A 13,571-nucleotide genomic window follows, 5' to 3' on the forward strand; every position below is an offset into this window, starting at 1 on the left:
TCTGTGCGATACCTGTGGCAATAGCTTTCCCTACGCCCGAAGTACCACCCGTAACTAAAAACGTTTTGTTTTTTAATTCCATTTTCTAATTTTTTGTTTGTGTAAAATTCCACAACATTCAGAAAACAGATGTACGTGAAATGCGTTTTGTTGTAGCCAAAAAATCACCTTGCCGTATGCGTGGTAGTCGGGATTTAGTCTCTCGTTCAATGCCTGTACAGTGGTAGGTTTAGCCTTACACCCAACACAAAGAATACTACGTCTCCTCATTCACAAAGGATTCTGTTAAGGAGTTGAATTAGACAAGCAATTTAGCATAAGGAGTTATGAAATTCAAGAAATGAAGAGAATTTTTTATACACTTGAATTACTTTACAGCTTCAATCCGGAAACAATAATATAAGCGCAGGCCATGCTAAGATTTCAACGCAGGTATGTTATTTTCTTTGTCATATTACTTTTAATTGAAGTTATTATTGCATTACTTGCCCGTGACAATTTTATACGGCCTTTTTTCGGAGATTTCCTGGTCGTTATTTTAATCTGCTGTTTTATTAGATCATTTTTCAATACACCCTGGTAATGATGGCCATTGACGTGCTGCTGTTTTCATACCTTATGGAAGTGCTTCAATATTTTAATCTTGTAAAAAATGCTCGGGCTTCAAAACTCCAATCTTGCCATGGTCATGATCGGGACTTCATTTGAATGGACAGACTTAGTAGCTTATACGTTGGGCATCGGGCTGGTTATATTGCTGGATAAAAACAAACAGCCGGCATCTAAATGAAGAATGCATAAATCTTAATGCATTAAACATACTTTACAGGTGCAAATCCTTTCGATATCTGACAAGCTAAGATATCTTAGCGGAATGTCAAGCTGCGAAAGCTTTTATTGGTTTTGTAACGAACCTTAAACAAGCGGCTCTCTCCAAACCTAACAGACGCGATGGCATGATGCTTCCCCGAAGATGGTAATGTATCACTGTGCCATGCCACAGAATCGTTGCCATCACGATAGTAATTAAGCAATACACTATCAAATGCAATCCCGCATGCCTGCTCAACACGTTCCTTTATTTCCAATAATACCGGCGGCCATGCCGGTGTTGCGCTGCTATACCACGCAGTAAGTCCCGGATCAGGAATCAATTTGTCGTACATCTTGCGTGTACGTTGTTTCCAGGGTGAGCCTTCCAATAAAACTTGATAATAGTAATCCGATTTATCTTTTTCAAAAAATCGTTCCTATAACTTTAATGGTTACTCAGCCTTAACCGGCCACTTATCCGTTCTAAAAGGCGCTAATGGCAATTCTTCTTCGCTAAAAATATTGCCTGTGGCTGTATCAGAGAAACAATACCTGGCTGCTATAGGTTTTGATACCTTTTTGCTCCATACTTCAAGTATATTTTTCTTTATAACAACTTCAGCAGGATAAAATATACTATCAGCTCCGGCAACAAATAATCCGGTTGCTTTTTTGCCTTTTAATTTTAAACCATTTGGCGCATTATCAATAGTAATAATTATTTTATTTTGGTTGATGTGGAAATCTTTTAGCACAGGGCTTTTATATACAGTGCCCGAAATATTATAATGGTCACCCAATGCCCAATTGGCTAACCGCAACCCCACATTATGTTTATCTGACGGGTGAACATTATGCACATCGCTCACAAGGTCATTTATAACTACCATACCAACATTTGTATAATTTGAAGTTTCGCTTTGCGCTTCGCGTAACAGCGCTCCTGTATTTTTTAACGCATAACTAAATGGTGCTATCTGAACAAAATAAAAAGGCATATTATTATTCCATCTTCTTCGCCAGGCGTCAATCATTGAAGTAAAAAGATGTTTATAGGCGTAAGCGTTGATTGTATTATTTTCTCCCTGGTACCAAATTGTTCCGGCAACAGAAAAATTGGTAATGGGCGCAATCATTGCATTATAAGCATATCCCGGCAAATTAGGACATTGACCATTCGCCGCTATTTTTGCGCTGGCTTGCTGCAAAAAAGTATCACGCTGAATAATACTATCAGGTGTCCAGACTTCTGCAGAAGTGCCGCCCCAGGCTGCTTCTATCAAACCAATTGGAACGTTCATTTTTTGCTGTAAATGCTTTCCAAAAAAATAAGCAACCGCGCTAAATTCTTTTAAAGTGTTGCTATCGCAAATATCCCAGTTACCGGTACAATTTTTTTGAGGAAATGACGCCGTGGCTTTTGCTATTTTGAAGAAACGAATATCAGCATGATTGGCAACGGGCAGTTCTTGTTTTATATCCTGCAAGCCCCAGTTGCCACACATTTCCATATTGCTTTGCCCGGAACAAACCCATACTTCGCCAATCATCACATTAGAAAGTAAAATCTTATTGTTAGCAGCAAGCGTTATCTTATAAGGACCTCCGGCCGCAGGTGTTTTGATTTTTAATTCCCATTCAGCATTGCCACTTACTGTAACCGGTGCATATGTTTTATTATCCCACGAAGTAGTTACTGCAACCTTTTCATTTGGTTCTCCCCAACCCCACAACTTTACTTCGCTTTGTTGCTGAAGCACCATATTATTGTTTATAACATCAGGTAACCTGATATTACTTTTTGCATATAATGAAATGAATAATAAAATAATAAATGAACCGTACTTCATAAGCGTTTCTGAATTATTTGAAGGAAGGGATAACATAACTGTACACATCATAACGCAGTTCACTCCACGCACTTTTTTCAGGAAAAGGATGCCCGGGATACAGTTCCTGGCTATTAGGTATACATTTTATCCTGATTCTTATATCAGAGCAGTTTTGTGTTACAGCAGCAGGTATTAAAAATTCATCATCATGAAAACGACGGTTTGAAGTTTTTACTTCATATACCCGTGAATCCAACTCGCCTTTCGGTCTTGATCTAACCCATGTATTGGAACCCGCCAAATACCAAACACCAATTTTTTTCCAGTCACTTTCAGCAGGTATTTTTTTATTCGAAACATCGGCAATAAAAACTTCCGCAGTTTGATTAGGATAACTGTAATCGAGTGTACGGCGCAATAACACACCCACATTATCCTTGCTGAGATGTACATTAAATGCTGATATGCCTGTTGTGGTGCGCCCATCTTCCTCATGTGCCGGATAGATTTCTTTTCCAATCAGATTTTTATAATCCTCGCGTTTTGAAAGGTCATAACCCCATGCGTTTGCAGGATAAACATCGGCACCCCATTCATACCTTGAGTAAATATTCTTTACCGCAGAAGCTTCAGGCGATAAGTAACCATGACGTTTTTCATCAGCCACATTGCCAATATCAAGTGAATCGGTTTTAATTAAAGAAGCAGCAGGTAAACCATACCAGTAACAAACGCTTTCATAATGTTCCTGCGAAACGTTTTCACTATGTTCAAAACGGATAACAGCTCTTTTGCCAAAAGGCATCAAATCAGCCCAGAGAAATCGGTAAGCCGACTGGATTAAATCTTTTTCATTTACAGCGGTTTTCTTCTCTGTTGAACCGCAGGGATGACCTGCAAAAGGCAAGGTCATATTTTCACCGCCCCAATAATCACCGCCACCCGCCCATTCTTCTGTGCCTGTTCCATAAGCCTGAGGCGTCTGACTGTCATCAAAAAAGAAACGCGGGTCGCCCTCAAGCGTATTTAAATATGCATTATGAGAAAATATAAATGAAGTGCCCATAAAATTGCCTGACCAATCCTCATGTCCTTCTATATTCTTCGTATCCAGCCAAACCATATCTTGTCCATATGCAGGTTTTGGAAAATCGCGGTACGTAGCATGAAAATAACTGCTGGTATTAGGCGAAGAATTCTTTAAATCTTCATAACGGATTTCATAGTTAATCGCTGCATCGTTCGCAGCAATATTCGTTAATTCAAATTTAGCCGATTTAAAAAACGGCATAGGATAATAACAGGCGAGCTCAATTATATTTTTTTTGTAATTGAAATGGATATTTATAGGCAGCCCTTTTACCAGGTATTCTTTTTTTTCACGATTAAAAAAAGTTCCCGCACCAAAAAATAAACAAAGCGGTGCATCTATGGAAGGATATTTTGCATCATCCCATGTAACACGCAAACGCATACGCTCTAATTGCTCTGCTTTATCTGCAGGTAGTGTTATCTTTAAAGCCCTTACCGTTGCCGCCGATTGAATTTTTGCCAGCGTTATTGTTTGTTTATCAAGATTGATTTTACTATTTATTTTTTTAATAGACTTCGGGGCAATATCTGTTCCTGCTTTATTAATTAAATCTATTACATCCTTATCCGGCACCTGCTGAATATTCCATGATTTAAGAGGCTTAGAAAGCGATTGTTCATTAGCATATAAATGATAGATGTAATAACCGGTTCCGTAAAAAGTTCTCGAATAAGCAAGCTGCAGCGAATCGCTGAAAGCCATCGGTATCCAGAGTAAATCTGCACCCTTGGTTACACCCCATGTCCACGCTAGTGGTTGCGGAAAAGGTTTGGCCGGAATAAATTCAGTTGACTTATATTTTTTATCTGCATCAACAGGGTCGGCAGTTGCTGTTTCTTTTACTATGTTATCCTTACCATCAACCATAAAATGCCAGGGCGTGCCATGCCAGTGATTCGCCCTGAAAAAATATAAAACACCTTTTCCTTTTACGTCCAGCGTTACATTTTCATCTTCTTTTTTCATGAACAAAAAGTTAGATGCATCAACGGGTCCGCCACTGCGGTCATACGTGCTCCGCATGTAGGCTCTTACACCAATACGCTGTTGTGGTAACAGGTTCCACATTCTAAAAGCATCGTATCCTGTTGGTATAACAGGCAGTTCTTTTTGCGCATTGCTTTGTGCCGGCACTCTACCAGGCAAGCACATTATCATCGCCAATAAAAAAAGATAGTGTTTACATCTATTCATTTGGTAATCGGTTTGCGGGTACAAATTCAATTTAGAAAATTACTTATGCTTATTTCTTTGAAGTATCGTTTAAGCATCCAATATCTAAATAGCACTCACTTTATCATTATATTTTCTTACCCGCAAAGCAGCCTGTTCCTTGTGCGCAGCAAATCCTTCCAGCTCACAAAGACGCATTGCATATTCACCCAACATAGCACTTGCTTCAGGTGTACAACGCTGGTAAGTACAGTTTTTTAAAAACTTCCCTACCCAAAGACCTCCTGTATACCTCGCCGCTTTCATTGTAGGCAATGTATGATTGGTTCCAATTACCTTATCACCATATGCCACATTAGTTTCAGGTCCCAGGAATAAGGCACCATAGTTTGTCATGTTATCAAGAAAAGTTTGCGGATTTTTAGTAAGCACTTCCACATGTTCGTAAGCAAGATTATCTGCTTCGCGTATAGCTTCGGCTTCATCTTCAACCAGCATAACCCTACCATAATCTTCCCACGCCTTACCTGCAATTTCAGCAGTAGGCAAATATTTCAGTTGTCTTTTAATTTCCAGTAAAGTTTGTTGTGCTATCGTTTCTGAAGTTGTGATTAAGGCAGCAGGAGAAGTTGGTCCGTGTTCTGCCTGGCCTAATAAATCACACGCAATCATTTCGGCATCTGCTGTTTCATCGGCAATTACCAGTATCTCGGTTGGGCCAGCCAGTAAATCAATTCCTACACGCCCGAACAATTGCCGCTTTGCTTCCGCTACATATGCATTACCGGGGCCGACAATCATATCAACAGGCAATATAGTTTCTGTGCCTATGGCCATTGCACAAATCGCCTGCACCCCGCCAAGTATATATATTTCATCTGCTCCTGCCAGGTGCATTGCACAAATAGTAGCATCCGGTATTTGCCCGTTGATAGGTGGCGTACAGGCAATTATCCGTTTTACGCCCGCTACTTTGGCTGTAATGATACTCATGTGCGCCGAAGCTACCATTGCATAACGCCCACCGGGAATATAACAGCCTACGCTGTTTACCGGGATATTTTTATGACCCAGAAAAACACCGGGTAAGGTTTCTACTTCAATATCATTAAGAGAATTTCGTTGTTGTTCGGCAAAAAACCTGATTTGTTTCTGCGCAAATTTTATATCCCTGATTACCTGTTTTGGCATACGGTCCATAACTTCTTTTACCTGTTCACCGGTAAGACGGAAGGAATCGGGCGACCAATTATCAAACACCCTTGAATATTCCATTACCGCATCATCGCCCTTCGTTTCTATCTCTTTTATAATTGTCTCTACTTTTCTTTTAATTGCTGAATTTTCCGTTTTAATATCAGTTTCACTTTTTCCCTGCTTGATATATTTTATCATAAGTATAAATTTAATATTCGCCGGAGGGCTTTTTTATTTTTTGTAAGGTGCTTACGGGTTCGCCGAAATTTGGGAAGCCATCTTTATTCCACGTAAATTTTTGTATGCGCGGACTCCTGGCGCCACCGCAACCTTGTCCGCTTTCGGCATTTGCGTGATAAATAATCCAGTTTTCTTTGCCGTCTTTTGATTGAAAGAAACCGTTATGACCCGGACCAAATACTTTATGTGGAATGCTCTTGCTGAAAACTGGCTGAGGATGTTTTATCCAGTCTGCAGGATTTAAAGGATTGCCGCCTGGTTTAAGCCTTAAAATACCTAATCCATAATCGTCTGTAGAACACTGGCTGACAGAAAATGTAATGAACAAATCACCCGTTGGATTTATAAGTGCTTCCGGGCCTTCATTTACCTGGCCGCCTATTTTTTCCCACTCATATTGCGGCATGGATATTTGAATGCGATGCGTTTTTAATGTCCATGGATTTTTCATTTCAGCTATATAAATACGCTGAATGTTATCCGTGTCAGATGCAGTGCCGCTCCATATAAAATATGTTTTGTGTTTATATTGAAATACAGAACCGTCTATTGAAAAATGATTGGCAGAAACATCTCTGATTTCTCCCTTATCAACCCATGTTCCTTTGGTTGGGTCAGCAGCATTGTTTTCAAGTACAAATACCCGTTGCGTTGCCAGGTTAGGACTACTTCCTGCGGAATAATATAAATACCATTTGCCCTGCAGGTAATGCAGTTCCGGCGCCCATATATTCCTGGAATGAACGCCGCTTGAAGGCGGCTGCCATACCACAACTGGTTTTACATGACCAACCTCCGTTATGGCTGAAGTTTTCCAAATAGAAATATTGCCTCCGTTTGTACTCATGTAATAATACACACCGTTTTTTTCTATCACCCACGGGTCTGCACCGCCGGGCAATAAAGGATTTTGAAACGTTGAATCTTTGTTTGCATTTTCATTTGACTGGGCTGATGCATCGTTTACAGATGTACTCAATAACACCACCATCTGGGTTATCCAAATAATTGATAGTTTTCTGAAATTTTGCTGCATTATGGCTAAAGGATTCTGTTCTTCTTAAAAGATTTTTCAATCATGCTATTATATCTATTGGGATGTTTTCATCATTTGGTTGATAACAGCCTGGCCCGTGTTTTTCATGTTTGATTTTTTGGTAACATCCCAAAAACTTTCATTCTTTTCTATCTGGATTTGTGTAGTAACAATCCAGCTTTGAATCCAACCGGTAAGTGTACACCAGGCGCCCCAACCCGCATCCGAATTGGAAGCCCAGTAATCCCAGCGTCCATAATCAAAAGCGCGAAACCATGCGCCATCCAAATCATTATGCTTTGTGCTTTGCACCTGTATTCTGGTTAAAAAATCGGATAGTTTATCAACTGCAGCTTTATATTGTTTATTCCCGGTTGCCTTCGCGGCTTCATTCAAACTAAACAGGGCGAAATTGCAGGTGTATAACATGCACGAAACTTTTTCACCATTCTTATCTATTAAGGAACCTTCATCCGAGCCATAATCGTTGTTTGTGTTTAAAGGCTTAAACATGCCTTTTCCTTTACCCAACTCCTCCTGTATAGCACCGCTTGCATCCTGGTATTTCAAAAGTTCACTTACCATTTTATCGAGCCACTGGCGGTTTTGTTCTGTATTCTCCACTCTTACCAGCCAGGCAAGCGGCAGAATCATGCGGGCCCGCTGCGTTTGCATGCTGCTGCCCCAAAGCCATTTATCCGGGTAGCCATCCATTGTTATTTTAATGGCTGCTTTCGTTCGTTCCAGTAATGGCGCATAGCCGGTTTTACTATATAGCCATAAATAGCAAGCCCACATCCATGATTCAAAATGCGGTGAAATATGCACCACGTCGCGGTTATAATAATACTGCCATCCGTTTTTTATGATATCAGCTTCTTCCAGCCGCTCACCTCTAAAACCTTCTTTGCCGGTTGTTCTGAAGTTGCCCATAATTGCTTCTGCAAGCTGCTTATCCCATTTATCAGTGTGCAGATAAGCGGATGCTGCTATCATACCTAAAATAGCCCTTGAATTATCATCGCCGTAAAATGTACCAGCATTGGTGGTTGCCCATCCTAAAAGCCCAAACGCAGCACTTGAAGCATCATCTTTTTCACCGGAACGCAGGTTTGAAGTATTGAACAGAAAATTGATAAGGTTTGCTGATTTTGTTTGATATTCTCTGTTATGCAAAAGGTCTCCTGCAGCAGCTAATGCCATACTTGCTTCACCCTGAACATCGGCGCGCATCCAATAGCGGTATTGTTGTGTGCCATCATAATATATAGTAGATGTATGGCCCTCCAAAATACCAAGGCTTCCATCTCCAACAGGTTTACTTTGTGCAACAGGTGGCCCAACCGGTTTTAATCCGTCAGCACCATATTTTAACCAATCGGCTTTCCAGCTTGAATCAATAAAGAAACGGCCATTGTTAAACCATTGCACCCCTTTTTGTATGCTGTTTAACCTGGCATTCGCGGGCAGCACATCATTCCGTTGAAACATGGGTTTAACGTCTTCTGCCCATTTGTCAAGATGTTCAATTTTTTGAGAAGTGATACGGGAAAGAATATATTTCCATACCGTTTTTATCGATTGTTGTGGCCCGTAACGACCTGTTTCAAAATTACTCAAACCGGTCATGCTTATTAAAGCACCGTTTTGTTCAAACAACAAAGGATATGCTTTAGTATCTTTTAAACCATATACGGCTTTATCAAAACCGACAACTTTCGCCAGCACGATTAAAGGCTTGTCAACATCAACAGATAAAATATAACTGTTATTGATGCCTAATAAATCCATAGGTTCCAGGCTGCCGCCAAACACATCTGCAGTGATAACGCCACGTTCCAGATGCGTTTCTATTGGTTTATCCGGAATATTTAAACCGGGAAAAGATGAAGGATATTCAATATACAGGCGAAGATGTTTTTTTGCGGCTGCATCCAGCAACTGCTGGGTTATGCTGTTTGCCGGGTCTATTTCCGGGTACGTTTTTGCAATAATAAACACGCCGGAATTTTGAGGCGCAGCATTTACTGCATCCTGCGGCGTATTGAATTTTTTTACCGTATATCCTTCACGTTTTAAAAGTTGAAAGAGGTCATTTTGCTCACTGCCATAAAAATACAGGTCGCTTCCTTTTCCATAACTTTTTAATGTAAAGCATGAAACAAACAGGCTTAAACAGAGAAGCCATTGTATAGTTTTGTTTATTCTCATTCTCTTATTGTTTATATCCTTAATGGTTTAACTATTCAGTTCATGTAAAAGCCTTATGGCTTCCCGGTATATTATCTTATCGGCTCCTTTTTCCAGGTAGGACCATTTGCCTGGCCCCGCTTCATAGCCACCCAAATCAAATGCTTCTTCTGTTGGTATATAACCGATATTGTTTTCGCTATAAGCTATAACAATTGTGTATTGAAAAGGTGAATCTTTTTCAATCGCCGATGCAGTTTCTGTAAATGGTTCACCCGGCAGAAAAAGCAATGCTAATTCGCCAATACGCAAAGCACTGAACCTTGCTACCGCATCGAGGGGATTAGTGATGCCCGTTTCAGGCCTTGCCGGAAGTTGCAAAAAGCTATTGGTTATTTTAAATGTTGATGTATCCACAGCCTTCATATCTTTCATTTGCTGCACTACGCCTGCTAAAGCAACGCCATGTTTATGCGCGAAGTTGGGGCCCATAGAAACGGTTGGCGGATTGGTATCACCCGCAGCACCATTTACAAACAAAGGCATACCGTTTTGATTGAGTGATTCTAACTGCAGGCACATTTCACCCGGAAACTCAGATGATATATGTTTCATACACATTTCATGTACCGGGTGGCAAACAGCATGTACGATTGTGGAAATGACATTGCCCTTATCATCAGAGAAACGAAGCACTTTTACACGCCTGTCAACCGGTTCATGGTTCAGTAGTTCTTCGCCTATTGGCTGCACTGCATCAGACATGATAATATGACCGTCTTTATAAATACGCCTTTGCATATTAAAGCCTTCCAGTGTATCAACACCGGCAGACAAATGGCAGGGCTTTAGTTTATCAATAGCCGAAGAAATCGCTGCTTTAATTTTTAACTGTATATCGCGGATCCAGTTTTTATAGGCTTTTGTAAGATAAAGATTGGATAGAGCCACCGACTCCGGCGCCGTATGCGTGTGCGTATAAGTCAATATGATTTTATCAGGCTGAATTGGGCCAGCCATGCCGGCTTTAAACTGCTCCCATCCATCTACAGCTGTATCATTCAACGCCAATAAATCCAGCGATACAATTGCCATCAATTCATCAGCGAAACGTAAAACCAACACCCTTGCCTTTAATGGCAATCTTACAGATTCAAAAGGCGCATAAGTGCCATTGACCGATGATGTAAGCAAACCCACTTCGAGTGGTGGTGTAATATCTGTAAGGGAGGCCCCGGCTTGTAATAGTAATGCTTTCATTGACTAGCCTTTCTTTTTTACCCAGTTTAAAGCCTGCAGCCAGAACGCATCATAGCTTTCCCATAATTCGAAATTAATACCCCAGTGCGGCGCCGGGTCAGACATATAGGTAAACACACGCCCGCTACCATATTCGCCTGCTACAACTAACGGATCACCGGTTTCTTTTACACGAACGAGTACCTGGCCCTCCGTCTTTTCTTTTACTTCATTATATCCAAATATGGGTGGAAACATATCCCAGGCGAGCCCTTTAATAGCAGGATGCTCCGGCTCAATTACTTCAGCCGTAAACCCTTCAGATGATTCAACCAAGTCTTCTATTAATAAACATTCGACGGGCAGTGCTTCTTTTAATGAGCTGCGCCCCCATCCTGATCTTCCCTGCACACCACTAAAGGATAACCAGCCGCCTAACATCATCATGCCACCACCACCATGTATCCATTCTTTTATAACCTTCAACCTGTCAGGAAAAGTAACGATGCGATTTTCACGCCTTGCCCTGTCAAAAAAACTGGGGTATAAATGAAAGCATTTCGCCTCTACATCGCTGATGATAAGACAGTTTGATGCTTTCAGGTAATCTTCGAGGCAGCCTGGTTGCAAACGATAGATTTCCCAGTTTGCCAACGGTGTTACATCCGCCTGTTGCTCGAGTGCTTCTGTAAGGCGCTCTCCATAAAAATGCAGGTCTGCATCTTTTGTTTCCGTTCCAAAAGGGGTTTCAATAAAAGTTGGACCAACATGAAATACCCAGTCGCCAAGATATAATACATGCGCTTCTTTTGACCTGATAACTTGTTTTGCTCTCATAAATTACTTCGTATGTTTTAATTTTTATTTCTAATCAATTACTGATAAGTGTGGCCTCGCTACTGTGCTTGCCGCTGTGTTCCCGGCAGTGCGCAATGCCAGGTAATCCAGGTATTTTTTGGATGTTTTTTTAAATACTATAAAAAGTAGTACTGATATAATTAATTGAATGATGCTGGCTTGATAATAACCAAACCAGGCTTCTGTTAATCCTTGTATAAGTAAACAGGTAGCCGCGAATCCTATTATTGCAACGCCCAGCCCCCAAAAAATGGGCTTAATAATATTGTTTGGAGGTGCTAATTCGCGTTTGGTTCTGAAAGGTTTCCAAAAACCCAACGGGTGCACCCGCTGATAAAAATTGTTTAATAATATATCCGGATCTGGTTTGGTTAGTAATGCAACAACAACCCATAAAACAGTAGTAATTCCCATAACCAGCAGGGTTGCCCACCACCAGGGCAATATCATTTTTTGAGCTGCCGCCACACCAAAAAACACCAGCATTTTAGGCCCTAAGACGACTATGCAAAAAATAACTGCCCCGCCAAATGAAGCGGCAATACGTGCAGGCCCGTTAAAACGCCACCACCACCATTGCGCCCAGTTAGCAGGCAGTTCTGCAGCGCTTAACTGTAACATAAAAATGGCTACATCGGTAATTATACTTACATTAAACACAACGGCTATTGCTATTGATATAATGATGGACATTCCTATTTTACTCATTACTAAATAGTGCTTTTCAGATGCGTTTGGCACGAGCCACTTGCGATAGAGATCGCTTACTAATACCTGGCTTCCAAAATTGAGGTTATCACCTACGGTGGACATGGTTGCAGCCATCATTGCGGCTATCAATAAACCCATAGCGCCTGCAGGCAGCATCATTTTCATCAGCCGTCCATAAACCAACTCCCGATCTGCACCGGTATTGCGCAATTCAGGCCATAACATGGTGGCTGATATACTGGGCAATGTAACCAGCAACAAAAGAATAAACATAGTTATTGCTGCCACCACATACATGGTTAATGCTTCCGAAGGTGTGCGTGTTGACAAAATGCGTTGTCCTTCCATCGCTCCGCCCATAGGTGCTGCATCACCGCCGTAACCAATGCTTTGACCGAGTAACCAGGCCATGGCCGCAGCCAGCGGAAAGACATCATGATTTTTGGGGGGTGTCATTTGTAATATTTCCGGATGAGTATTACCCAAAAAATGGCTTAGACTGGCTGTCATTGCCTGTGGTCCGCCGAAATGTTGTAGCGTTAGCCAGGCTAGCGTAAGCGTACCAATAAAAAAAATAATCATCTGGATTAAGTTAGAGATGACCACACCTTTATACCCGGAAAAGAATACAAACAAAACTGATACAGGTACCACCAGGTACATGGTTTCAGGTTTGGTAAGCCCATAAGCCGGTCCCATAATCTTATAGGCAGCCAGCAACGTAATGCCCGTCCAGGCAGGCATAGCAATAAGCGAGGTGCGAAAGGCAATCCACAGGCGCATGGCCGATGCTGCTTTTGTGGGAAAGCGTAAATCGTAAAATTCAAGTGAAGTAAACAGGTTCAGCCTTCTCCAGAAAACGGCAAACAATACACCGCCAAAAAATAACGCCAGTCCGAAACGGCTTAAATACCACCAGGAAATAAATGCACCGGTTACTACACCCAACCCCCCATAACCTGTGGCGGCATCCGGGCTTACCAGGGCTGCGGTATAAGATACACCATTCAGCCAGCCCGGTATTTTGCGCCCTCCCAGGAAAAAGTTCTCCATGTTTTTTGAAGAAAATTTGCGGTGCCACAGCGACATGGCAAACATCAAAACCAGGTAACCGATGATTATCCAAATATCTGGCTGACTCCAATTCATAGTTTATTATACTGCAATAATGAAAAAATATAATTGTTCG

General features: G+C 41.3%; 10 protein-coding genes. 1 reads left to right on the forward strand and 9 read right to left on the reverse strand.

Going from position 1 to position 13,571, the window contains the following annotated elements; all coding sequences use genetic code 11:
• Window positions 1–652: 652 nt before the first annotated feature.
• On the forward strand, window positions 653–790 hold the full coding sequence (locus ACTHN6_RS07095) for a hypothetical protein (protein ID WP_440435042.1): 138 nt from the start codon (window positions 653–655) through the stop codon (window positions 788–790).
• Window positions 791–866: 76 nt separating this feature from the next.
• On the opposite strand, the gene ACTHN6_RS07100 is transcribed toward ACTHN6_RS07095, so the two are convergent.
• From ACTHN6_RS07100 to ACTHN6_RS07140, 9 genes are all read right to left on the reverse strand, one after another.
• The gene (locus ACTHN6_RS07100) at window positions 867–1,166 is read right to left on the reverse strand and encodes an alpha-ketoglutarate-dependent dioxygenase AlkB (RefSeq protein WP_440435043.1); all 300 of its coding nucleotides are present in this window, start codon (window positions 1,164–1,166) and stop codon (window positions 867–869) included.
• Between the two features lie 99 nt (window positions 1,167–1,265).
• The gene (locus ACTHN6_RS07105) at window positions 1,266–2,663 is read right to left on the reverse strand and encodes a sialate O-acetylesterase (protein ID WP_440435044.1); all 1,398 of its coding nucleotides are present in this window, start codon (window positions 2,661–2,663) and stop codon (window positions 1,266–1,268) included.
• A 13-nt stretch (window positions 2,664–2,676) separates the two neighbouring features.
• Window positions 2,677–4,932, reverse strand: a complete 2,256-nt coding sequence (locus tag ACTHN6_RS07110) for a DUF2961 domain-containing protein (protein ID WP_440435045.1) — start codon at window positions 4,930–4,932, stop codon at window positions 2,677–2,679.
• An 84-nt stretch (window positions 4,933–5,016) separates the two neighbouring features.
• The gene (hisD, locus tag ACTHN6_RS07115; protein WP_440435046.1) at window positions 5,017–6,306 is read right to left on the reverse strand and encodes a histidinol dehydrogenase; all 1,290 of its coding nucleotides are present in this window, start codon (window positions 6,304–6,306) and stop codon (window positions 5,017–5,019) included.
• Between the two features lie 10 nt (window positions 6,307–6,316).
• Complete coding sequence (locus ACTHN6_RS07120; protein ID WP_440435047.1) at window positions 6,317–7,384, reverse strand: glycoside hydrolase family 43 protein; 1,068 nt, start codon at window positions 7,382–7,384, stop codon at window positions 6,317–6,319.
• 54 nt (window positions 7,385–7,438) lie between these two features.
• The gene (locus ACTHN6_RS07125; RefSeq protein ID WP_440435048.1) at window positions 7,439–9,595 is read right to left on the reverse strand and encodes a hypothetical protein; all 2,157 of its coding nucleotides are present in this window, start codon (window positions 9,593–9,595) and stop codon (window positions 7,439–7,441) included.
• A gap of 27 nt (window positions 9,596–9,622) precedes the next feature.
• The gene (locus ACTHN6_RS07130; protein WP_440435049.1) at window positions 9,623–10,834 is read right to left on the reverse strand and encodes a hypothetical protein; all 1,212 of its coding nucleotides are present in this window, start codon (window positions 10,832–10,834) and stop codon (window positions 9,623–9,625) included.
• A gap of 3 nt (window positions 10,835–10,837) precedes the next feature.
• Window positions 10,838–11,650 carry a glutamine amidotransferase gene (locus ACTHN6_RS07135; RefSeq protein ID WP_440435050.1) on the reverse strand — a complete coding sequence of 271 codons (813 nt, stop codon included), beginning with the start codon at window positions 11,648–11,650 and terminating at the stop codon, window positions 10,838–10,840.
• Window positions 11,651–11,680: 30 nt separating this feature from the next.
• Window positions 11,681–13,531, reverse strand: coding sequence for a sodium:solute symporter family transporter (locus ACTHN6_RS07140; protein WP_440435051.1), 1,851 nt, complete (start codon window positions 13,529–13,531; stop codon window positions 11,681–11,683).
• Window positions 13,532–13,571: the final 40 nt, after the last annotated feature.

Source organism: Parafilimonas sp. (genome assembly GCF_051953455.1).
GTDB lineage: Bacteria > Bacteroidota > Bacteroidia > Chitinophagales > Chitinophagaceae > Parafilimonas.

Bases quoted from the DNA above. Each gene is read 5' to 3' on its own strand.
- ACTHN6_RS07120 (WP_440435047.1), bottom strand. From the start codon at position 7,384: ATGCAGCAAAATTTCAGAAAACTATCAATTATTTGGATAACCCAGATG.
- ACTHN6_RS07095 (WP_440435042.1), top strand. From the start codon at position 653: ATGCTCGGGCTTCAAAACTCCAATCTTGCCATGGTCATGATCGGGACT.
- ACTHN6_RS07130 (WP_440435049.1), bottom strand. From the start codon at position 10,834: ATGAAAGCATTACTATTACAAGCCGGGGCCTCCCTTACAGATATTACA.
- ACTHN6_RS07110 (WP_440435045.1), bottom strand. From the start codon at position 4,932: ATGAATAGATGTAAACACTATCTTTTTTTATTGGCGATGATAATGTGC.
- hisD (WP_440435046.1), bottom strand. From the start codon at position 6,306: ATGATAAAATATATCAAGCAGGGAAAAAGTGAAACTGATATTAAAACG.
- ACTHN6_RS07135 (WP_440435050.1), bottom strand. From the start codon at position 11,650: ATGAGAGCAAAACAAGTTATCAGGTCAAAAGAAGCGCATGTATTATAT.
- ACTHN6_RS07100 (WP_440435043.1), bottom strand. From the start codon at position 1,166: ATGTACGACAAATTGATTCCTGATCCGGGACTTACTGCGTGGTATAGC.
- ACTHN6_RS07125 (WP_440435048.1), bottom strand. From the start codon at position 9,595: ATGAGAATAAACAAAACTATACAATGGCTTCTCTGTTTAAGCCTGTTT.
- ACTHN6_RS07105 (WP_440435044.1), bottom strand. From the start codon at position 2,663: ATGAAGTACGGTTCATTTATTATTTTATTATTCATTTCATTATATGCA.
- ACTHN6_RS07140 (WP_440435051.1), bottom strand. From the start codon at position 13,531: ATGAATTGGAGTCAGCCAGATATTTGGATAATCATCGGTTACCTGGTT.